Here is a 21,941-nt window from a genome sequence, read left to right on the forward strand (position 1 = left end):
GGCGGGCCGGGACAGGCTCGGTCGCTCGAAACGCGGTCGCCGCCCAGGCTGTCACGGAGGACTCCCCCCGGCGGCCGTGCCGGATGATGCGGTGAGCGGGCGTTCCCTGAGCAGCAGCGCCAGCACCAGGCCCGCCCCGAACACCACCGCCAGCCACAGGAACATCGGCACCAGCCCGTCGGCGTAGGCCCCGGCGACGAGCGCGCGGGCGGCTGGAGGCAGCGCGGCGGCGGCCTCGGGCGTCAGGCGGTGCGGGTCACCGGCCCCGCCGAGCACGGGGCCGAGCCCGGCGGCGACCCGGTTGGCGAACACCGAGCCGATCACCGCCGCCCCGACCGTCACGCCGATCTCCCTTACGAAGACGACCGTCGAGGTGGCGGTGCCGACCGAGGACTGGGGCACCGCGATCTGCACCGCGGTGATCGAGACCTGCATGAAGCAGCCGACCCCGAGGCCGAGCAGCACCAGGTAGGCGGCCAGCAGCCACGAGGGCGTCTGCGTGGTCATCGACCCGAGCAGCAGCATCGAGGCGGCCGCGAGGGCGGTGCCGACGATCGGGTAGATCTTGTAGCGCCCGAACCTGCTGATCAGGAGACCGGTGCCGATGTTCGCCGCGAGCAGGCCGAGCGTCAGCGGCACCAGGAACAGGCCCGCCGCGGTGGCACCCATCGAGTACACCATCTGGACGTACGACGGCACGTAGCTGACCACGCTGAACAGTCCGGCACCGACCACGAGGCTCAGTCCGCCGGCGACCAGGACCGTGCGGTCGGCGAGGAGGCCGAGCGGGATGAGCGGGTCGGCCGCACGGCGCTCGGCGAGCATGAACAGGAACGTTCCCACCAGTGTGAACGCGCCCAGGCCCAGGATCGTCGGGGACGTCCAGCCGTGGAGCGTGCCGCCCCAGGTGCCGATCAGGACGAGCGCGGTCGTCGTGACGGCCATCAGCGCGGTGCCCGTCACGTCGAGGGGAGCCGACAGCCGCCGCTTCGGCAGCCGCAGCGAGGTGGCGGCGAGGACGAGCGCCACGATGCCGAGCGGCAGGTTGATCCAGAAGATCCAGCGCCATCCGGCGCCGTCGGTGAGCGTCCCGCCGATGAGCGGGCTGACCACCGTGGCGACGCCGAAGACCGAGCCCAGCGGGCCGAGGAACCTGCCCCGGTCGCGCGGCGGGACCAGGTCGGCGACCACGGCCTGCGACAGGATCATCAGTCCCGCGGCGCCGAGCCCCTGCAGGGCGCGAGCCAGGACGAGCTGGACGATGTCCTGGGCCGCGCCGCACAGCGCCGACGCCACCAGGAAGACGACGATCGACCCGAGCAGCAGCGACTTGCGCCCCAGGGCGTCGCCGAGCTTCCCGAAGACCGGCATCGCGACCGCCGTGGCGAGCGCGTAGGCCGCCACGACCCACGACATGTGTTCCAGGCCGCCGAGCTCTCCGACGATGGCGGGCAGGGCCGTGGCGACGATCGTCTGGTCCAGCGCGGACAGGAAGGTGACCAGCAGCAGGGCGACGAAGATCCTCCCGAGCCGGGGAGCGGGGGCTGGAGGCGAGGCCGAGACAGGGGACTCGGACAGGGGTGAGGAAGAAGGAAGGGCCTCGGACCGCACGGAGGCGCCGGGCATGACAGGGGGATGATCCACGAGAGACTTCTCCGCGGGTCTCCGCTCGCTCTGTGCGGCGGTGACGGCGGCAGGAGGCGCGGCACGGGACATGATCGCCCCGGGCCGACGGGCGGCGATGTCAACACCGCGCCCCGTCGTCCTGACAAGTGTCCCATGCCCCCTTCCGCAACATCCGCCCCGGGTGCGCCTTCCGCCGCCGTGCCGCGGACGGGCGCGGTTCCGTGCCGGAGCCGGAACCACGCCGGAACCGTCCCGCGTCGCGACCCCGATTCGGCGGCCCGTACGGGAAGACCTTCCGCGCCGGACGGGCGCCGGGGAAGGCCCCTTCGCGAGGTGGTGGCCGCTGTGGCCGCCGCGACGGGAACGGGCCTCGCGCGTCAGGTCACCGGTCTCGGTCGTTTCCACGATTCGTGTCTCCGGATTTCATAAAACGGAGCCATTCAGCCGAGAAACACTTTGTTTGTTAATTCTATGTTTCTGAAAACTTCGAGTGTGCCGGGCGTTCGTCACCCCGACGGCGGGCGCCCCCCCTCCGCGCCACCATTCCCGCACCATGAATTTGACCTGGAAAAACGGACTTCCGCCCTCTGGCGAGAGCATCCGCCTCCCCCGCGCGGGTGACCCGGCATCCGCCTGGAGAGTGACGCCCAGCGGGCGAACGGATGATGACCATGTCGTTAGATGTCACGTTGTCCCGTTAGATGTCCCACTTCTTCGTTTCCAGGGGAACAGTTGTGTTGAACACCAGGACAAGCTCGGTAAGCGAACTGACCGTGGCCGAGTTTCTCCTTGAGCAGCTCGACGCCCTAGGGGTGGACGCGGTTTTCGGCATTCCCGGTGGAAACATCTCCGCGTTCATTCAGGCTCTGCGAGAACATCCGAAAATCAAATTCATCATCGCCTCTCACGAGGGAGGAGCCGCCTTTATGGCGGACGGGTACGCGCGATCGACGGGAAAGCTGGGCGTGTGCCTGGTCACCGCGGGCCCTGGCGCCCTCAACGCGCTGACCGGGGTCGCCTCCGCTCACCGCGACCAGGTTCCGCTGCTGGTGGTGGGCGGTCAGGTCCGGACGGATCTCTTCGGCCTCAGGGCGCTCCAGGACAGCAGCGATCTCGGCACCAACATGACCGCGATGTACTCCCACGTCTCCGGGTTCTCCACCGGCCTGAGCGACCCGGGCTCCTTTCCCCGTATCCTCTCCCAGGCGATCAACGTCGCGACCGGCCCCCGTCCCTGCGCCGTGTACCTGTCGGTTCCCGCGGACATCGCCCGGATGCCGGTCGGGGACGAGAAGGCCGCCGTGATGGTCCGGCGGCCCGGCATGGAACTCGACCCCGCCGAGGCGAGGCGCGTCCTCGGGGCGCTCTCGCAGGCACGACGTCCCCTGATCTTCCTGGGGAACGGAGCGCGGCAGGCGCTGCGCTCGAACCAGTCGTCATTCCGGGAAATCGTCCACACGCTGGGGCTTCACGTCGTGACCAGCGTGCGCGCCAAGGGTATCTTCCCCGAGAGCGACGACCGCTGCCTCGGCGTGCTGGGGACGGCGGGCACCGAGCGGGCGGCGGGCTACGCCGCGGCGGGGGTCGACGCCCTCCTGGTGATCGGCAGCGGCCTGGGGGAATGGGCGACCAGGAGCTTCGACCGCAAACTCGCGGCCGTCTCGTCGTACTTCCACGTCGACCTGGATCCCACGGTCTTCGGTCAGTTCCTCAAGGGCGGCGAGCACATTCAGGCCGACGCGGAGGTCTTCCTGCGTGGTCTGCGCCGTGAGCTGCCCGGGCTGGGCGAGGTGAAGCAGGCACCCACGCTCTCGCCCCCCTCCTCGCGGCCGACGCCGGTGCCGCTCCCCCGCGACAGCGGGGCGGGCGTGTCGCCGGTGGCGGTGATGCTCGCCCTCAACGACCTGCTCACCGGTCAGGACGACCTGTACATCGACATGGGCAACTGCACGGCATGGGCCACGCACCATCTGGTGATCGACCCGCCGACCCGCATCTTCTACCCGTGCGGCCTGTCGTCGATGGGCTGGTCGTGCGGCGCGACCGTCGGCGGGAAGATCGGTGACGGCGGCCGTGTCGCGACCGCGCTCGTGGGCGACGGCGCGTTCCTGATGAACGGCAACGAGGTCAGGACCGCCGCCAAGAACCGGGTGGGCGCGATCTTCGTCGTCCTCGACGACGGCTACCTGGGGATGGTGAACCACGGGGAGCACGCGCAGAACGGTGGACGTTTCTCCCTGGAGGACGACTTCTACGGCCTGGGGGTGGTGGATCTCGCCCAGTTCTCCCGCGCGCTCGGCGCCGACGCCTACGTCGTCGAGGAGGCCGAAGCCCTGCGGGAGGTGATGAGCGAGGCCAGGTCGGCGGCGGCCAGGTGGTCGCGGCCCCAGGTGGTCGTGGTCAAGACCGACTACCGGGTGAGTCCCCCCTACGGTGAGCGGTTCACCGCGGTGGCGGGGGACGCGTGATGGCCGGGGAGGCGCGTGCCGGCATCGGCATCGCGGGACTGGGATCGGCCCTGCCGCCGACGGTCGCGGAGGCGGTCTCCATCGGGAGCGGGCCCTCGGCCGAGAGCGGGCTGTTCAGCGGGGCCCGCAGCCGCCGGGTCCTGGCGGGCGGCGAGGCGATCGAGGATCTCGCGGTGTCGGCGTGCCGCGGGGCCCTGCAGGAGGCCGGTGTCCGCGCGGACGAGATCGACAGCCTGTACGGATACATAACGGTGTCCGAGTTCCTGAGCCCGAACGGGCTGTTCCGCGTGCACCGTGACCTGGGACTGGGGAGCCACGCGCTCGTGGTGCCGATCAACTGCGAGTTCGGCACCTTCGTCATGGCGCTCGCGCTCTCCTGGGAGTCCATGCGGGCCGGGCGTTTCACCCACGCGCTGGTGAGCGTCGGGGCGAGCTGGAGCCGTCACGTGGACGCCCGCAACCCGCACGCGGGGATGATCGGGGACGGCGCGGGCGCAGCCGTGCTCCGCCGGTCGGAACGGATGGTGATCGTCGACTGGATCCACGAGACGCGCAGCGCCGAGTACGGCGCGATGACGATGGCCGTCCGCTGGGACGCCGATGACGCTGTCCGGCCCGTCTACCGCATCGAGCCCGACGCGGGGGTGGGGGCGTTCCGGTCCACGGGGATGGACGGGCCGCCGGACCTGATCCGGAGGCTGCTCGGGCGTCACAGGATCGACGCCGGGGAGGTGACCGTGATCGGCCACCAGGCCTCCGACGTTCTACTGGAGCACTGGCGGGATCGCCTGCGTCCGGCCCGCTACCACGACACGCTGAGCGACTACGGCAACCTCACCGTCGCCTCCGCGGCGGTGACGCTCGTCGCCGCCGCCGACGTCATCGACACGCCGTACCTGGTCTTGTTCGGCGTGGGGATCGGCTCCTACCAGATCGCGCTGTTGATCAGGAGATGAGAGGCGGCGCGTCGGCTCCCCGTCAGCCGGTGGCCGCGGGCCGGTCGGGGTCGTTGGACCACTGCGACCACGACCCGGCGTACAGGGCCGCGTGGATCCCGATCCGCTCCAGCGCGAAGACGGTGTGGGCGGCGGTCACCCCCGAACCGCAGTAGACACCGACCGCCGTGCCCTCCTTCACCCCGAGGGCGCCGAAGCGGGCGGCGAGTGCCTCCTCGTCGAGGAAGGTCGCATCCGGCGTCAGGTTCTCCCCGGTAGGGGCGTTGACCGCGCCGGGGATGTGGCCGGCGCGCGGGTCGACCGGCTCGGTGTGGCCGAGGTAGCGCTCGGCCGCCCGCGCGTCGAGCAGTACGCCGGTGCCGGCGAGGTCGGCCGCGGCGTCGGCGTCGAGGACGGGCAGGGCACCGGAGGTCAGCGTCACGTCCCCCGGTTCGGGCCGGACCTCGCCGGTCTCCACCGGATGGCCCGCCTCCGTCCAGCCCCGCAGGCCGCCGTCGAGCAGCCGCACCGAGGACACCCCCGCCCAGCGCAGCAGCCACCACGCGCGCGCCGCGGACAGGCCGCCACCGGCGTCGTACGCGACGACCTCGTCACCGTCGTCCAGCCCCCAGCGGCGGGCGGCGCGCTGGAGCGTGTCCAGGTCCGGCAGCGGGTGCCGCCCCTCCTCGGGAGAGGGCGGGGCTGCCAGTTCGGTGTCCAGGTCGACGAAGACGGCCCCTGGCAGGTGGCCTTCGAGATAGGCGCGGTGGCCGTGCGGGTCACCGAGCTGCCAGCGAACGTCGAGAAGCCGGACGCGCGCCCCTGACCCGAGCCGTTCGGCCAGCTCGTCCGCACCGATCAGTCCGGTCGGGCTCTCACTCATCAAATACCTCCTGCGTGGAGACCCCGTCCTGCAGGGCGGGGAGGATGTCAACGTTCCGTCCTTCTGACATTCGAATACGGCGTGGATCAGACCTTGCGGCCGGTTTCCTGAATTTGGCCGGGATTTTGGAACCAGTGGGTCACCCAGGCGTCGGGGTCACCGGCGAGTTCGCGAATATGGCCGGGCAGCGTTCCCCCGGCGATGTCGGCCAGTGTCACCGATTCGAGAATGGATCTGAGGGTGGCCCGCATGGCGATCCACACGATCTGCAACCCCTCCGAGGGAGGGCCGTACTCGATGTCCTGAGGACATTCTCCGCGAATGACGGTGAGCGGCCCGTTGAGGGCGCGGATGACGTCGGCGATGACGACCTGGTCGGCGGGGAGGCGGAGCCGGTGCCCGCCTCCGGTGCCGCGCTGGCTGGTGATGAACCCGGTGCGCCGAAGCTCCGCCATGATCGCTTCGAGGAACTTGTGCGGGATCTCCTGCCCCTGCGCGAGTTCCTCGGAGCTGACCGGGCGGTCCGCGTGCGCCGCGAGCTGCGTGAGGGCGCGCAGGGCGTAGTCGGTCTTGGCCGAGATTCGCACCTGGGCCTCAGTGGGCCCGGTCGCACGCGGGCGGCTGCGCCTGCGGGTGTTCAGGCATCCGTGGCCGCGCCGTCATGGGGGTGTGTCGCAAAGCCCTGCTCCTTCCATGCGCTGAACCCGCCAAGAATATGGGTGACGTTGGTGTACCCCAACTCCGCGAGCTTCTGAACGACCGGCCCCGAACCGCGTTCCGACGAGCAGAAGACGACGATCTCCCGGCCGGGATCGGCGGCGTCGGCCAGCAGTTCCGGGGATTCCCGGCCGAAACTCCTCAGGACATCGACCTTCTCCACGGCGACGGCCGTGGGCAGCAGGCCGTGTTCGGCGCGCGCCTCGGGGCGGCGTACGTCGACGAAGAGCGCGCCGGTGGCGAGCTTCCCGGCGGCCTGCTCGGGGTCGATGAAAAGGTCCTCGGGCGAGACGGTCATGGTCTTCCTCTCAGTGAAGCGGCGACGGGGTGTCGAGGGACAGGTCGAAGTGGGAGCGCAGGGTGGTGCCCTGGTAGCCGGCGCGCACCAGGCCGCGTTCCCGCAGGATCGGCACGACGTGCTCGACGAAGGACTCGATGCCGCCGGGGGCGATCGGCATCATCAGGTTGAAGCCGTCGGCCGCCTCGTTCTCGAACCAGTACTGGAGCTGGTCGGCCACCTGCTCCCCGCTGCCGATGAGCGCCCACATGCCCAGCGGGGCGAGGCCGCCGAGGCGACCGGCGAGCCTGCCGAGGGTGAGGCCCTCGTCGACGGCCATGGTGCGCAGCTCGACGAAGCCGGTGACCGAGCCGTTGAAGTCCTCCGGGGCGGGGAGCAGGTGGAGTGGGACGGCGTCGTCGGGTGAGTAGCCGGACAGGTCGATGCCGAGCATGGCGCCGAGGGCGGTGAGGGCGCCGGGGTTGGTCACCAACCGGGACTCGATCTCCCGCACCAGCCGCCTGGCCTCGGCCTCGGTGGCCGCGACGTAGGGCACCACGCCGGGCAGGACCCTGATCGAGTGCGGGTCCCTGCCCAGCTCGGCGGCCCGCGTCTTGATGGAGCGGTAGACACCTCGCGTCTCGTCGATCGACATGGAGCGGGCGTAGACGGCGTCGGCGTGCGCGGCGGCCAGCTCGATCCCGGCGGGCGAGGCCCCGGCCTGCACGATCGGGGGGCGTCCCTGCGGTGAGGGCGGCACGGTCAGCGGCCCGGCCACCGAGAAGTGCTCGCCGACGTGGTCGATCGGGGTGATGCCGCCGGGACGGATCATGGCGCCGGCCTCGCGGTCGGCCAGGATCGCGTCCGGCGCCCAGCTGCCCCACAGCCGCTCCAGCACCTGGACGAACTCCCGGGCGCGGGCGTAGCGGTCGGCGTGCGGGATGTGCCGCTCCCTGCCGTGGTTGCGGGCGACGTGGTCACCCGCGGAGGTGACGAGGTTGACCCCGGCCCTGCCCTTGCTGATCAGATCGAGGGAGGCGATCTGGCGGGCGACGGTGTACGGGTCGCTGTAGCTGGTGGAGACGGTGGGGATCAGGCCGATGTGGGTGGTGCGGGTGGCGATGGCCGACAGCAGGGTCAGCGGTTCGAAGGGGGTGTTGGCCAGGGCGTCGTTCGGGTCGCCGCGCAGCGCCGGGGTGTCGGCGATGAAAATCGAGTCGAACCCGCCGCGCTCGGCGGTCTGGCAGAGCCGCACGTAGTACTCGACGTCCAGGGCCTGGTCGGTCCGGCTGTCGGGGTGACGCCAGGCGGAGGTGTGGTGGCCGACGCCGCTGAGGTTGAAGTTCAGCGACATCGTACGGCGGGGCGGGGTCACGTCCAGGTGCCTTTCTCGTTCAGGCCGAGGGCGGCGCGGCCGACGGCGTCGATCACGACGTCCTCGTTGGGCGGGTTGAACAGGGCGACGCGCAGGTCACGGAAGTGGCGTCCCAGCGGGGAGGTGTTCCAGACGGAGGCTCCGCCGACCAGGCGGCAGGCGTGGTCGACGGCGTCCGAGGCGTGCTGGTGGACCAGGAGCTTGGTGGCGGTGGCCTGAACGACGTCGGCGGGTTCCGGGACACCCTCGCACCGGTGCAGGGCGTCCTCCAGCAGCAGGCGCGCCTGGAGCAGGGCCAGCTCGATACGCGCGGCGTGCTCCTGGGTGCGGGGCTGCTCGGCGCGGCTGCCCGGACGGCCGTCGCCTCGGGGACCGGTGGCGAACGCGAGGGCCACCTCGCGGGCCGCCTCGGCGATGCCCAGGTGGATCGAGGCCAGCAGCAGCGCCCACCAGGCGCCGAAGGTACGGGTGATCTCCGGGGCCGCCTCGGGGTCGTACGCCTCTGCGACGGCGTCCGCGGGGACGGTGACGCCGTCGAGGATGACGTCGTGCGAGGCCGATCCGCGCATGCCGAAGGTGTCCCAGGTCGGCTCGATCCGCACACCGTCCGCATCGGCCGGGACGACGAAGGTGCGCGCCACGGGCTCGGCGGCGGTGTCGTCGTCGCCGTCGTTGTCCACTGTGGCCGACACCAGCAGGTGATCCAGGACGATGCTGCCGGTGACGTAGCGCTTGTGGCCGCTCAGCAGCCACGACCCGTCGTCCCCGCGAGAGGCGCGGGTCTGGACCGCGCCGCCCCGGCTGGGGGCGCCGCTCAGCCGCTCGCTGCTGGCGAAGTTGACCAGGCCGTCGGTGGCGGCGAGGGTACGGCCCAGCTCGGCGGCTCCCCGGCCGGGGACGTGCGGCGAGAGCAGGCGCGTGCCGTGGATGTAGTGCATGGTCAGGACCAGCGCGGCCGAGGCGTCGGCGGCGGCGAGGGTCCGGATCACCCGGCCGGCCTGGGGCAGGGTGGCGCCCCCTCCCCCGTACGCGGCCGGGATGACGAAGGAGGGCAGGCCCGCCGCCCTGAGGTCGGCGAAGGTCTCCGCGTGCGGCCGGTCCTCCCCCGCGACCCGGGCGGAGATCGCCGGAACCAGTTCCTGCAGCGCGGCGAGGACCTGCCGTTCGGTACGCGCGCCGGTCAGCGGGCTCACCATCGGGGGCTCGCGTCCGCGCCGGGCTTCAGCTGTCCGGGTACCGCCATGAGGAGTTCCTTCGTGTAGGAGTGGTGCGGGTTGTCGAAGGCGCGCTCGGCCGGCCCGCTCTCGACCACGGAGCCGGCGCGCAGGATCGTGACCTCGTGCGAGATCTGGCGGACGACCGCCAGATCATGGGAGATGAACAGGTAGCTCAGCCCCAGCCGCACCTGCAGCTCGACCAGCAGCCGCAGGATCTGGTCCTGCACGGAGACGTCCAGCGCCGAGACGGGCTCGTCGAGGATCATCAGCTCGGGGCGGAGCGCCAGCGCCCTGGCGATGGCCACTCGCTGCCGCTGTCCGCCGGACAGCTCGGTGGCGTGCCGGTCGAGAACCGACGAGGGCAGCGCGACCTGGTCGACGAGCTCGGCGGCCCGGCGGCGCCGGGCGGCGCGGTCCCCCTCGCCGAACGCGTCCAGCGGCTCGTCGATGAGCGCCGCGACCGAGAGCCTCGGGTCCAGGGAGGCGAACGGGTTCTGGTAGACGGGCTGGAAGCGCCGCCGCAGCGGACGCAGCGTCCTGCGGGTGGCCGTGGTGATGTCCACCCCGTCGAACAGGACCCGCCCCCGGGTGGGGGTCTCCAGCCGCAGCGCCATCCGCGCGGTGGTGGACTTGCCGGAGCCCGACTCTCCGACCAGGCCGACCGTGCGGCCCCGGCCGACGACAAGGTCCACGTCGCTGACCGCGACGGTCACCGAGGCGGCGCGCTTGAACTTCTTGGTGACCCCCCTAAGCTCCAGCAGCGGCGCCGGTACGGTTCCGCTTTCCGGCGTCTTCTCCGCGTCGGTCTCCATGTCGCTCTCCGGATGCGGACGCGATTGCGGGTATACCTCCGGGTTCGGCCCGGCCTCGGGACGTGATCGCGACTCCAGACGCGCCTCCGGATTCGGCCCGGCCTCCGGATGCGAGCGCGCCTCCAGCGGCGACTCCGGGGCCGCCGCCGCCTCGGGGCGCGGTCCGTGGACCGTCTGACGCGGTGACGAGGTGGCGATCAGTGTCGGCCCGGTCAGGGTGGGGACCGCACCGAGCAGGCGGCGGGTGTAGGCGTGCCGGGGGTCGCCGAGAATCCGCTCGGTCGGCCCCTCCTCCACGACCTGTCCCTCCCGCATGACCACGATCCGGTCCGCCCGGTCGGCGGCCACCCCGAGGTCGTGGGTGATCAGCAGCACGGCGGTGCCGTTCGCCGAGGTCAGGCGCTGGATGTGGTCCAGGATGCGGCGCTGGACGGTGACGTCGAGCGCGCTGGTCGGCTCGTCGGCGATGACCAGCCGGGGCGTGCAGGCCAGCGCGATGCCGATCAGCACGCGCTGGCGCATGCCGCCCGACAGCTCGTGCGGGTAGCGGCGGGCGTAGTCGGCGGGGTGCGGCAGCCCGGCCTCCTCCAGGATCGTCTCGACCAGCCCCCGGACGTTCCTCCGGGTGGCCCGGCCGTGCAGCAGCAGCACGTCGGCCACCTGGTGCCCGATGCGCCGTACCGGGTTGAGCGCGACCGCCGGGTCCTGGGGGATGAACCCGATCTCGGCGCCGCGCAGGTGGCGCATCGCGCGGTCCGGCCAGCCGGTGATGTCCCGTCCGCCGAAGTGGACCTGTCCCGCGCTGATCCGCCCGGTGGCGGGTAGCAGCCCGTTGACGGCGTGCGCGGTGGAGGACTTGCCCGAGCCGGACTCGCCCACCAGTGCCACCACCTCTCCCCGGTCCACCCGCAGGCTGACGCCGCGTACCGCGTCCGTCTCGTGCCGGTCACCACCGCGCCGGGCCGGCCCGTACCCGACCCGCAGGCCGGTCAGGCGCAGCAGGGGCTGTGTACTCATCGGTCGTCTCCCCTGCCGGTGTCCAGGGCGCGGGCGACCCGGTTGGTCGCCAGCATGGTCGCCACGATCACCGCGCCGGGCAGGGTGGTCAGCCACCAGGCGCTCACCAGGTAGTTGCGCCCCTCGGAGACCAGCGACCCCCACTCGGGAGCGGGCGGCGGCGCGCCGAAGCCGAGGAAGCTCAGCGAGGAGACCGCCAGGATGGCCGTACCGAACTCCAGGGCGGCCATCACCAGCACCGAGCCCACGGCGTGCGGCAGCACATGGCGGATGAGGGATCTCCACCGGCCGACGCCCAGTGCCTCGGCCGCCTCGACGAACACCTGGGTGCGGGCACGCAGCACGTCGGCCCGCATCACCCGGGCGAAACCGGCCACCGCCGCCACACCGACCGCGACCGCCACGTTCAGCGTGCCGAAACCCAGCACGGTGACCACGGCCAGCGAGAGCAGCAGTCCCGGAATCGACAGCAGCACGTCGACGCAGCGCATGACGGCGTCGTCGAACCGGCCGCCCACGTACCCCGAGAGCAGTCCCAGGGACGACCCGACCAGGAATCCGACCAGCACCGCCAGGGCGGTCGCGGTCAGCGAGAGCGAGGACCCGTGCACGACCCGGGAGAACAGGTCGCGCCCGAGGTGGTCGGTGCCGAACCAGTAGGTGCCGTTCGGGGGCAGCAGCTTGTCCTTCGGCGAGCCGACCAGCGGGTCGAAGGGGGCGAAGATCCCGGGTACCAGCGCCCAGGCCAGCACCAGCGCCAGGAACAGCACGGAGAGCACCAGCCCGGGGCGCCGCACGACCGCGCGGGCCCCGCCGGCGCCACGGCGCGGCCGGTCGGGTCCGGGAGCGGAGACCGGGTCGGGTCCGGGACCGGAGCCGGGGTCAGGCGGGAGGCTCGGTGCCTCGGGTCCGGATGGCCCCTGCGGCGCGGGGCCGCCGGGCAGGGTCGTGGCGGGATCGGACACGCTCAGCTCCTTCACGTGGCCGCTCGTGACGGCCGGATGCGCGGATCGAGCAGCGGGTAGACGGCGTCGACCACCAGGTTCACCGCCACGAAGACGAGGGCCGACAGCACGACCAGGCCCTGGATCATCGGGATGTCCTGCGCGGCGACGGCCTGCTCGACCAGGCGGCCCACCCCCAGCCGGGAGAAGACCGTCTCGACCACGATCGCCCCGGCCAGCATGTTGCCGACCGTCATGCCGACCAGGGTGAGGCTCGGCAGGCTCGCGTGGCGCAGCACGTCGACGAAGAGGATGCGCAGCCTGGAGGCGCCCTTGGCGGTGGCGGTGACCACGAACGCCTCGTCCCAGGTCTGGCGGAGGCTCTTGATCAGGACCTGGGCGATGATCGCCGCGGTGGGCAGGGCCAGCGTCACCGCGGGCAGCACCACCGAGGCGAAGCCCCGGTTGCCGATCGCGGGAAACCAGCCGAGCCGGAACGAGAAGACCTGCAGCAGGATCAGCCCCGCCCAGAACGACGGGATCGACACCAGCAGCGGGGGCAGCGACAGCAGCAGCCGTCGCAGCCGTCCCCCGCGCAGGTAGCCGGTGAGCAGGGCCAGGCTCCCGCCGAGCAGCACGGCGATGGCGAAGGCCAGCGCGGCCAGGCCCAGGGTCTCCGGCAGCGCCTGGCCGATCAGCTCGGTGACCGGCAGCCGCTGGGGAATGGAGGTTCCGAAGTCGCCCTGGACGAACCGCCACAGCGCGATGCCGTACTGGACGTAGAACGGCTCGTCGACGTGGTACTCGGCGCGCAGCGCGGCCACCGCCCCGGGATCGAGCTCGCCCATGGACCCGGTGGAGGCGAGCATGATCTCCACCGGGTCGCTGGGCAGCAGGTAGAGGATCACGAAGCCGGCGGTGAAGGCCGCCCAGAGCACGAAGGCGCCCTGGGCCGCGCGGCGCAGCAGGTAGCGGGCCATGGTCAGCCGGCCAGCCAGGTGTCGTGGAAGAAGTGCGCGGCGTAGGTGTCGAGGACGTAGCCCTTGACCTTCGGGGAGACGGCGACGACCTTGGTCTGCTCGCGCAGCGGGATCCAGTGGCCGTGGTCGATGACGTACTTCTGCAGGTCGTCCGCGGCCTTCGTGCGGGCCTCGGGGGTGGCCGCCTCGTTCAGCGCGTCGGCGACGGCCTCCAGCTCGGGCTGCTCGGCGTTGAGCAGCGCGGAGTTGCTCTTCTTGAACAGTCCGGCGAGGAAGTCGATGTCCTTGCTGGCGCCCGAGCCGGTGAGGAAGTCGTAGTCGGCCTTGGAGATGTCCTTGAGCATCGCGGCGTTGTCGGCGGGGGTGTTGGCCTTGATCTCGACCTTCACCCCGATCCTGGCGAGCTGCTGCTGGGCGAGTTCCAGTTCCTGCTGGGTGGCGCCGAAGAAGTTGCCGATGATGTAGGTGATCTTCGGCTCCAGGCGTACGCCGCCCTTCTCCCGGACCCCGTCGGCGCCCGGCTTCCAGCCCGCCTCGTCAAGGATCTTCTTGGCGCCCTCGGGGTCGTAGGCGAGGTCGGCGCCGAAGTCCTTCCACCCGGCGGTGCCGGAGGAGACGATGCTGGTCGGGGCCTTGTAGATCTCCGGGTAGAGGGTCTCGGTGATCTCCTTGCGGTCGGTGCCCTTGAGGATGGCCCGCCTGACCGCGTCGTCGGAGCCCAGCGGGCTGTACGGGTTGGGGCGCATGCCCGGGACCAGGTTGGGCACCACCTTCGAGACGATCGTCTGCCCGGCCGAGCGCAGCTGCGGCAGGTCGGTGATCGGGATGTCGTCGCTGATGTCGAACTGGCCGCTGACCAGGCCGCCGACCCGCACCCCCGACTCGGGCACCGCCTCGAAGACGATGCCTTCCAGGTACGACGGCCCCTGGTGCGCCACCACGCCCTCGGCGCCCCAGTTGTAGTCCGCACGGCGCTTGAGGGTGATGGACTTGTCCTTGACGATCTGGTCGAAGACGAAGGGACCGGTGCCGACCAGCTTGCCCGCGCAGCGCTCCTCGGTGGTCGTGGCCAGCGTGGACGCCGACAGGATCGCCAGGTAGGGGTCGCTGGCGTTACGCAGGAAGCCCAGTTCCGGCAGCTTGAAGTTCAGCCTGACGGTCAGGGGGTCGACCACCTCGGCGCCGGAGAAACTGTTGAGCGCGTTCAGCGTCAGGGTGTCGGTCTTGCCCTCACCGACCAGCTTGGCGAGCGTGCTGAAGTTGTCGGCGACCACCTTGGCGTCCAGGGGGGTGCCGTCACTGAAGGTCACGCCCTCGCGCAGGTGGAAGGTGAAGGCGGTGTAGTCGTCGTTCACCTCCCACTTCGTGGCCAGCCGAGGGATGATCTCGCCCGTCTTCGGGTCCTGGTCGGTCAGGGTGTCCAGGATCTGGTGGGTGACCGTGCTGTTGCGGCCGCCGGTGAGCGAGACGTCCAGGCACGGCTGGAAGCTGGAGACCGCAATGGTCAGCTTGCCGCCCTGCACCGGCGCGCCGGTGTCGGCGCCGCTCGCGCCTGCGGTGGCCTCACCGCCCGAGGAGCAGCCGGCGGCCAGCAGCGCGAGCGCGGCCCCTGCGGCTGCCGCCCGGACGGGGGAAGTCGAGAACAACGAATATCCGAACATGAGAAACCCTTGTCAAAAGGACGACCTGGGAAGGTCGGTGCGGGAGAGAGGCCTAGGTCAGAACAGTGACCGGTCAGAGGACCGGACAGAGGTCTGGTCGGGGATCAGGGCGAGGGCGTGGGCGAACTGGCGGCAGACCGCCGCGACGCGGGACTCGCTCGCGCCGGTGAGACCGACCCCGCAGGAGTGCCGGACGATGTCGGTGTCGAGCACGAACGCCCCCTGCCCCACCTGCGGACAGCCCAGCGCGCTCAGCACCGGCCGCAACGTGTAGTCGACGGCCAGCAGGTGCGCCCGGCTGCCGCCGTTGGCCAGCGGCAGCGCGACCTTGCCCGCCAGCGCGCCCGGGGGCAGCACGTCCAGGAAGGTCTTGAGCAGCCCCGAGTAGGACGCCTGGAGGATCGGGGTGGCCACCACGACCCCGTCCGCCTGCTCGATCAACTCGATCGCGGAACGGATCTGCGGATCGGCGGAGTCCCCGGCGATCAGCGCCGCGGGTGGCAGGTCCGCCGGGCTGATCAGCACCGTGGTGTGGCCCTCCAACTCCAGCCGCTCGGCGACGTTCTCGACAAGGGCCGCGGTGGCGGAACCCGGGGTCGGGCCGCCGATCACTGCTACGACAAGGGCCATGCGAAAGATCTCCTACGGCGTGCTCGCCAGACGGATGGAGAAAGAGACGAGGTGCCCCCGCGACGTCGCGGTCAGGGCGAGTGAGGACGGCTGATCGGCGGCTTCACGACAGCCCCACGGGGCCGTCGTTGACGCTCGGTGATGGGTGGCCTCAGCGACAGATGGCGCCGTCGGTCCGTACGAAGTCGACGAACAGGCGGCGCACCAGAATGATTTCCGGCACGCGACGCCTGTTGTACGTGGTCAGTGCCGCGAACATAAAAACCATAGTTCCATACTGGTTTAGTAGGTTTCAAGTCGCGGCCCGACCCGGATCCACGAATGACCGTGACGGAACGTGTCCACGACGACCTCGTCCCGCCACCGAACGACCCGCACGGGCGCCCTCCCGGGAACGACCACCCGTCTTGTCGAAGCCGGACTCACCCGGGTCGCCGACCTATCGCGGCGCGCACAGGGCCTGCCCCCACCCTGGTGGGCGCCCCGCGGAACGGCGCGGGTTGACACCTCGGCAGGCGGCGGAAAGACTCCTCGCCGGGGAGAGTGTGATCTTAAGGAAGGTCCACGATGTCACTACGCCAGTCATGGACGACGGACCATGACTCACTGTGCTCGGGGTACTCGCCGGGTGACAACCTGACTCTGCCCATCGAGGAACTCAACCTCAAGGTCCGTCCGTACAACCGCCTCAAACGCGCGGGCATCCACACCTGCGGCGAGCTGGCCGCCCTCGGCGAACGGGATCTGCCGGCGGCCATCGAGGGCTTCGATTCCGAGTGGGCCGAAGAGGTCGAGCAGAGGCTTGCCGACGTCGGCCTGTCCCTGCGAGCCGCCCCACCCGACGGCGTCCGCGAGCACGTCTCCTTCATCCGGCACGGCTCTTCAGCGTCCGTCCGCGCGGTGGCCTTCCACCCCGGCGGCCGCCTGCTGGCCACCGCCGGCTGGGACGACACGACGCAACTGTGGGACACCGGCGCCGGCCGGCCCGTCGGCGCCTCCCTTCCCGGCCACACCGACACCGCGCCCCTCCGGCCTGACAGCGACCACACACGGCTGTGGGACACCAGCGCCAAGCGCACGGCACGGCTGTGGGACACCGTCACCGGCAAGCCCGTCGGCATACCACTCACCGGCCACACCGACACCGTCTTGTCGGTGGCCTTCCACCCCGAGGGCCACCTACTGGCCACCGCCGGCGCGGACGACACCGCACGGCTGTGGGACACCACCACCGGCCAGCCCGTCGGCACTCCCCTGTCCGGCCACATCAGATCTGTCTACTCGGTGGCCTTCCACCCCGAGGGCCACCTGCTGGTCACCGCGGGCTGGGATTACGGGGTACGGCTGTGGGAGGTCTCCACCTGCAGGCTCATCGCCCTGTTCACCGGACACACCGGCGCCATCGGGTCAGCGGCCTTCCACCCCGACGGCCACTACCTGGCCACCGCCAGTGAGGACGGCACCGTACGGCTTTGGGACGCCACCGGCCAGACCGTCGCCCTGTTCAATCACACCAAGCCGGTCCACACGCTGGCCTTCCACCCCGACGGCCACCTGCTGGCCACCGGGGGCGAGGACGGCACCGTACTGCTGTGGGACACCACCACCGGAAAGCCCGTCGGCGCCCCGCCGGCCGGCCATGGCGACTACATCTGGTCGGTGGCCTTCCACCCCGAGGGCCACCTGCTGGCCACCGGGGGCGCCGATCGCACGGCGCGGCTGTGGGACACCGCCACCGGTCGGCCCCTCGCCCTGTTCAGCGGCCACCTCGGAGTCGTCGCCTCGGTGGCCTTCCACCCCGACGGCCACCTGCTGGCCACCGCGGGCCTCGACAGCGCGACACGACTGTGGGACATCTCAGCGCCACATCCGTGACCCGTCAGAGCGGAGAGTCGAAACGCACCAGGCCCTGCCTGGCGGATCCTGCCGTGGCGAGGATCGGCCAGGTGGTGCCTCGCAAGACGGAGGAGGGAACCGCGGCCAAGCGCCACCTGACCGCGGTGGGGACAGAACCTCACAGCCACGCATCACCCCCGAGCAACTGGAGGAGTACGTGTCGGCCCGGATGGACCGGCAGACCATCCTCAACCGGCCGACCCCTCCAATGCTGTGGGCGGTCATCGACGAGAGCGTCCTGTTCCGTCCTGTCGGGGAAGACAGCGTGATGGCGGCGCAGCTCAAGCACCTCGCCGAGGCGGGCGAACGTCCTGACATCGCGCTCCAAGTCCTCCCGGCCCAGGCCCGCACGACGACCGGCGTCAGCGGAGGTTTTGTCATCGCGCAGGCGCACCGGGGAATGCTCAACGCGGCCTATGTCGAGTCGGCCGGTACGGGTCAGGTAGCCGATCGACCCGACGAGGTCGCCGTCCTGGCATTGAGATACGAGACGATCCGCGTCGAAGCACTGTCCCAGCGCGAGTCGCTGAAGCTGATCAAGGAGACGATCACGCGATGGACCTGAACCGGGAACTGGCAGCGGCGACGTGGACCAAGTCCACCCGATCGGGGAGCAACGGCGGTGAATGCATCGAGGTCGCCAAGCTGTCCGGCGGACGCCACGCCGTCCGCGACAGCAAGAACACCACCAGCCCCGCACTCATCTTCACCGCCCTCGCATGGACCACCTTCATCAACGGCATCAGGACCGGCGATTTCGACTGGTAATGCTTTGTCAGGTCTGTCGATAGCTGTTGCGACGTAACGGTTTCATCGTTCGGGGGCAGGTCGGGCATGCACCGGTCCAGGTTGCGAGCAGCAGTTGCAGCTCGCGATGAACAAAACCCGGCAACCCCACGACACGCCGACCTGACGAAGCACTACCGGTCCAGGTGCCATGCGCGGACGAAGCAAGCGCGGTCGACCGACAGGAGGGTGCACTCGTCGGGCGAGACGAAGAAGGCCGACACCTCCTCACCGTGGCCGACGAAGTGGTCGAGGAGTTCGCCGCTCGTGCGGGCGACGACGACGCGCCGCGCGCCGCGGTCCCACCCGATGACGCGGTCGGCACCGATCTCCTGGTACCAGCGGACGTCGCCGACCGGGTCGGGGAACTGACGGGTCCCCGGCTGGGCGGCCGGGTTCTCCAGGTCGATCACCGCATAACCGCCGGGGATCCGGTGCAGCACGCGGCGGCCGTCGTGCGGGTCCCGGCCGATGTCCCGGGGCAGTTCGTGGAGCAGGAGGCACCGCTCGGGGTCGATCAGGAACGCCCGTTCCGGGCGGGAGTGGGTCTCCAGCACGATGTGCGGCCCGATCGCGGAGATCCTCGGCCAGTTGACCGGAGCGATGCTCAGGTCGATGGACGCCTCGTCGATCGCAAAGTGCTGGGGGTCCGTCGTCTCACGGGTGTTCAGATCGATTCGCAGCAGGGGGAAACCGGACCGGGGGTGGTAGTGGCCGTCGATCATGTAGGCGGTGTCGCCCGCGATCCGTGGCGGCCCCGGGGTCTGGGCGTGCCACACGAGCCGTCCTGTCGCCACCTCCCAGGCCCGCAGCGTGTCCCAGGTCGCGTGCCAGACGAGGTCGCCGCGGAAGAACAGCGTGGCCTGGCGGCCGACGAACCTGTCGAGAGCAGGAAAGTCCTCCAGGGCCACCCCCCGCATCCGGTCCGGCCGCTCGAAGTCGAGCCTGGCGAGCGTGCCCTCGCGGGCGATCCAGTGCTCGCCGTCGCGGACGCCGTGCGCGACGCCTCCGGTCCACCGGGTGACCATCGCGCCTCGTGGAGGTGCCAGGAGTCGGGGCTCGCCGAGCCGCTCGATCGCTCCGGTCGCGGTGTCGCAGCGGTGGACGACGCCGTCGCGTCCGCCGAGGGCCACCATGGCGCCCCGTTCGGCGACCGCGAGGGCGGTCACCGCCGCGTCGCGGTCGGGCTGGCGGCGGCTGCCCGTCCGCCTGAGGACTCCCGGGCTCGCGGACGCGAATGTCGGGACGCGGCTGAGCGAGGCCAGCACCTTCTCCTGGGAACGGTCGGCTACCGGTTCCACGTAGAAGACGGCGGCGTCGGCCTCCAGGTCCCAGACCTGAACGTCACAGCCGGTCTGCAGGACCACCAGATGCCCGCGGTCCGGGCTGAACGCCAGCGGGCCCGCCCATGCGCTGGCCAGCTCCCGGTCCCGGTCTCTGGTCTGTCGCCCGCTCTTCGCGGAGACGCGCCGCAGCCACCAACTCCGGTTGTCGGCCTCCCACAGGTGATCGGGCTTCTCGGCGAAGCGCACCGACACCTGCCGGACGCCGTCCCTGCCCCTGCGGTCCCAGGCGTGGAGTTCGACGCCGGTGCGGGCGTCGTGGACACGGACGCGGACGCGGTCCTTGACCACCACGAGGCGCCGCCCCGAGGGATGAACGTCGAAGTCGGTGGTCTCTCCGTCGGCGATCGGCGTCCATGTCGACTCTCCCAGCTCGCGGTCGAGCCGGGCGACGTGCGAGTCACCAGCCAGCCACACGTCGCGCGGCGTCACCGTGACGAAGTGCGCGGGATGGTCGAGCGCATGATCGGCTTCGACCTCCATGGCCGCGTTCCAGGCGATGACACGCCGCGCCGACACGCCCAGGATCCGCGGGCCGTCGGTCACCAGGTCCAGCACCGGGTCCTCCGAGCCGTCGCGCACCACGCGCACCGTGCTGGGGGATCCGATGTCCCAGGACTCGATCCGCCCGTCCTCGCGGGCCACGATCAGGAATCCGGTCTGCCCGAACGCCATCGCGGTGATTGCCGCAGCCATCCGCTCTTCCTCCCAGTGTCACGCGTGGGTCTGGATCTGCTCCCGCCGTGCCGCTTCGAGCGCGCGGGACCAGAGAGAAGCTAGAGGCCGCGACTGGTGAGCGGCTTGTCGATCACTGGGAGGCCACGGGCCGGTCAGGTAGTGGCCGCACCAGGCGGGCAACAGGCCCTACCAGCCTTCCTTGCGGCTCACAAGCGTTTTCCAAGCATGATCACGCACTCTGCCGGCAGGAAATCACGTGTTCGGGACGCGATTCTCACCGGAGTCGTCTTTCGTCCAGCACGTGCTTCTTCACGAAGGGCAGGAAGAAAATGAGAACTCGTCATCTGGCCGCAGCGGCGCTGATAGCCGGTGGACTCGCCGTTGGCACCATGGCCGGCCCCGCCGCAGCCGCCACCACCGCGGCGGTCTCCGCGCAGGCCGCCCCATCCTGGCACCTCGCGGGCCACTACCAGTACAGAAACGACTGCAACAGAACCGGTTTCAAAGCCATTACCAATGGCGGCATCGTCCAGGCTTACAGGTGCGACCTCGAGGGCTCTCTCTTCGCCCTTTATCTCTACTACTAAAATAGTCTGAGTAAACGTCGGCTCGGGACGGATCTCTCCGTGAGTCCGTTCCGAGCCGACCGTGCAGGCCGCCCGTGTTGGCAGGCCAACTCAAGAACACCATCGGCCGGGCCCGATATCGGCGTGCGGGAATGCGTGGCCTCCTGGAGAAGGCGCCGACGTAAACCACACGGCACCGTCAGCGGCCGACTCGTTCTCGACGCCGGGCAGGTCCCGCCGGCCTCGCCCGGCCTCGTTGCCGCCTCATCGCGACGAGGCGGGCCGCGACGGGCTGCCCGAGGAGGATGCCGAGGAGGGTCAGCATCAGCCCGCAGAGCTGTTGCGCGGTGAGCACCTCTCCGGCGATCGTCGTGCCGAGCAGCACCCCGGTCACCGGGTTCAGCAACCCGACGAGTCCCACCGTTCCTGCCGACAGGTGCCGCAGTCCGGCGAACCAGGCGACGAAGGCGAGAGCCGTCGCGATAACACTGAGATAACCGAACCCGATGATCTCGGGTCCGTCCAGGCTCGGCGGCGAGCCCTCCACCGCGACGGCGAAGGGCAGCAGGACGACGCCCCCGGCGATGAGCTGCCACGAGGTCGACGACAGCACGTCGACCTCGGCGCTCCACCTCTTGGCCAGCACGAAGCCGAACGACGACATCACCATGGCCGCGACGGACGCGAGCACGCCCAGGGGGTCGACGGCGGCCGCGCCGGTGAGCAACATGAGGCAGACACCCGCGATGCCGACGCCGGCTCCGGTCAGGTGCAGGACCTTCGGGCGCTCCGAGAGCAGTGACCAGGCCAGCAGCATCATCACGACGGGCGAGGTCGCCATGATCGTCGAGGCGACGCTCGTCGGAAGCAGCTGGGCCGCCAGGTAGACGAGCGCGAAGAACGCGCTCATGTTGATGGTGCCGAGGACCAGGGATTTCCACCACCACGCCCCCCGAGGAAGCTTCCTGCCGATGAGGAGAAGCAGCAGTCCCGCGGGCAGCGCCCTGATGACCGCCCCGTACAGGGGGTAGCCGGGCGGGAGGAACTGGTGGGTGACGAAGTAGGTCGTCCCCCACGCGATCGGCGCCATCGCCGTGACCAATGCCCAGCGAAAATTAACTTCCATGGAA

At 70.7% G+C, this 21,941-nt stretch carries 19 protein-coding genes; 6 read left to right on the forward strand and 13 right to left on the reverse strand.

Features of this window, described 5'->3' with window-relative positions; genetic code table 11:
• Positions 1–51: 51 nt before the first annotated feature.
• Positions 52–1,644, reverse strand: coding sequence for an MDR family MFS transporter (locus ABZU75_RS09755; protein ID WP_355551365.1), 1,593 nt, complete (start codon positions 1,642–1,644; stop codon positions 52–54).
• A gap of 683 nt (positions 1,645–2,327) precedes the next feature.
• Between ABZU75_RS09755 and ABZU75_RS09760 the strand changes: the two genes are divergently transcribed.
• Together ABZU75_RS09760 and ABZU75_RS09765 are read left to right on the forward strand one after the other, a co-directional pair.
• A complete protein-coding gene (locus ABZU75_RS09760) occupies positions 2,328–4,094 on the forward strand; it encodes a thiamine pyrophosphate-binding protein (RefSeq protein ID WP_355551367.1) in 1,767 nt (588 codons plus the stop codon).
• Positions 4,094–5,050, forward strand: a complete 957-nt coding sequence (locus tag ABZU75_RS09765) for a hypothetical protein (RefSeq protein WP_355551369.1) — start codon at positions 4,094–4,096, stop codon at positions 5,048–5,050. The genes ABZU75_RS09760 and ABZU75_RS09765 overlap by 1 nt, the downstream gene beginning before the upstream one ends.
• Positions 5,051–5,072: 22 nt before the next feature.
• On the opposite strand, the gene ABZU75_RS09770 is transcribed toward ABZU75_RS09765, so the two are convergent.
• The 10 genes from ABZU75_RS09770 to ABZU75_RS09815 form a co-directional block, all read right to left on the reverse strand.
• Positions 5,073–5,912 (reverse strand): sulfurtransferase, encoded by an 840-nt coding sequence (locus ABZU75_RS09770; RefSeq protein ID WP_355551371.1) that lies wholly within the window; start codon positions 5,910–5,912, stop codon positions 5,073–5,075.
• Between the two features lie 86 nt (positions 5,913–5,998).
• The gene (locus ABZU75_RS09775) at positions 5,999–6,499 is read right to left on the reverse strand and encodes an Rrf2 family transcriptional regulator (protein ID WP_350916541.1); all 501 of its coding nucleotides are present in this window, start codon (positions 6,497–6,499) and stop codon (positions 5,999–6,001) included.
• Between the two features lie 50 nt (positions 6,500–6,549).
• Positions 6,550–6,927 (reverse strand): rhodanese-like domain-containing protein, encoded by a 378-nt coding sequence (locus ABZU75_RS09780; protein ID WP_355551374.1) that lies wholly within the window; start codon positions 6,925–6,927, stop codon positions 6,550–6,552.
• A gap of 10 nt (positions 6,928–6,937) precedes the next feature.
• Entirely contained in the window at positions 6,938–8,281 is a 1,344-nt protein-coding gene (locus tag ABZU75_RS09785; RefSeq protein ID WP_355551376.1) for an LLM class flavin-dependent oxidoreductase, read from the reverse strand.
• The gene (locus ABZU75_RS09790) at positions 8,278–9,477 is read right to left on the reverse strand and encodes an acyl-CoA dehydrogenase family protein (RefSeq protein WP_355551378.1); all 1,200 of its coding nucleotides are present in this window, start codon (positions 9,475–9,477) and stop codon (positions 8,278–8,280) included. The genes ABZU75_RS09785 and ABZU75_RS09790 overlap by 4 nt, the downstream gene beginning before the upstream one ends.
• Positions 9,471–11,327: a dipeptide ABC transporter ATP-binding protein gene (locus ABZU75_RS09795; protein ID WP_355551380.1), complete on the reverse strand. Its 1,857-nt coding sequence runs from the start codon at positions 11,325–11,327 to the stop codon at positions 9,471–9,473. Before ABZU75_RS09795 ends, ABZU75_RS09790 begins: the two co-directional genes overlap by 7 nt.
• Positions 11,324–12,292: an ABC transporter permease gene (locus ABZU75_RS09800; RefSeq protein ID WP_355551382.1), complete on the reverse strand. Its 969-nt coding sequence runs from the start codon at positions 12,290–12,292 to the stop codon at positions 11,324–11,326. The genes ABZU75_RS09795 and ABZU75_RS09800 overlap by 4 nt, the downstream gene beginning before the upstream one ends.
• Positions 12,293–12,303: 11 nt before the next feature.
• Positions 12,304–13,251, reverse strand: coding sequence for an ABC transporter permease (locus tag ABZU75_RS09805; RefSeq protein WP_355551384.1), 948 nt, complete (start codon positions 13,249–13,251; stop codon positions 12,304–12,306).
• Between the two features lie 2 nt (positions 13,252–13,253).
• Positions 13,254–14,897, reverse strand: coding sequence for an ABC transporter substrate-binding protein (locus tag ABZU75_RS09810; RefSeq protein ID WP_355551386.1), 1,644 nt, complete (start codon positions 14,895–14,897; stop codon positions 13,254–13,256).
• 72 nt (positions 14,898–14,969) lie between these two features.
• Complete coding sequence (locus ABZU75_RS09815) at positions 14,970–15,542, reverse strand: NAD(P)H-dependent oxidoreductase (protein WP_355551388.1); 573 nt, start codon at positions 15,540–15,542, stop codon at positions 14,970–14,972.
• Positions 15,543–16,109: 567 nt separating this feature from the next.
• On the opposite strand from ABZU75_RS09815, the gene ABZU75_RS09820 reads away from it, so the two are divergent.
• The 3 genes from ABZU75_RS09820 to ABZU75_RS09830 all read left to right on the forward strand — a co-directional run bounded on the left by ABZU75_RS09820 (position 16,110) and on the right by ABZU75_RS09830 (position 18,206).
• Positions 16,110–17,417 carry a DNA-directed RNA polymerase subunit alpha C-terminal domain-containing protein gene (locus ABZU75_RS09820; RefSeq protein WP_355551390.1) on the forward strand — a complete coding sequence of 436 codons (1,308 nt, stop codon included), beginning with the start codon at positions 16,110–16,112 and terminating at the stop codon, positions 17,415–17,417.
• Positions 17,418–17,568: 151 nt separating this feature from the next.
• Complete coding sequence (locus ABZU75_RS09825; RefSeq protein WP_355551460.1) at positions 17,569–18,003, forward strand: DUF5753 domain-containing protein; 435 nt, start codon at positions 17,569–17,571, stop codon at positions 18,001–18,003.
• Positions 17,994–18,206, forward strand: coding sequence for a DUF397 domain-containing protein (locus tag ABZU75_RS09830; protein ID WP_355551392.1), 213 nt, complete (start codon positions 17,994–17,996; stop codon positions 18,204–18,206). The genes ABZU75_RS09825 and ABZU75_RS09830 overlap by 10 nt, the downstream gene beginning before the upstream one ends.
• A gap of 152 nt (positions 18,207–18,358) precedes the next feature.
• Here the strand turns inward: ABZU75_RS09830 and ABZU75_RS09835 are convergent, their stop codons facing one another.
• On the reverse strand, positions 18,359–20,263 hold the full coding sequence (locus tag ABZU75_RS09835; protein WP_355551394.1) for a hypothetical protein: 1,905 nt from the start codon (positions 20,261–20,263) through the stop codon (positions 18,359–18,361).
• A 311-nt stretch (positions 20,264–20,574) separates the two neighbouring features.
• Here ABZU75_RS09835 and ABZU75_RS09840 point away from each other — a divergent pair, with 311 nt between their 5' ends.
• Positions 20,575–20,832: a hypothetical protein gene (locus ABZU75_RS09840; RefSeq protein WP_355551396.1), complete on the forward strand. Its 258-nt coding sequence runs from the start codon at positions 20,575–20,577 to the stop codon at positions 20,830–20,832.
• Between the two features lie 178 nt (positions 20,833–21,010).
• On the opposite strand, the gene ABZU75_RS09845 is transcribed toward ABZU75_RS09840, so the two are convergent.
• Positions 21,011–21,937, reverse strand: coding sequence for an EamA family transporter (locus ABZU75_RS09845; RefSeq protein ID WP_355551398.1), 927 nt, complete (start codon positions 21,935–21,937; stop codon positions 21,011–21,013).
• Positions 21,938–21,941 lie beyond the last annotated feature (4 nt).

Origin of the sequence: Streptosporangium sp. NPDC005286 (genome assembly GCF_040607515.1) — a bacterium.
Classification (GTDB): domain Bacteria; phylum Actinomycetota; class Actinomycetes; order Streptosporangiales; family Streptosporangiaceae; genus Streptosporangium.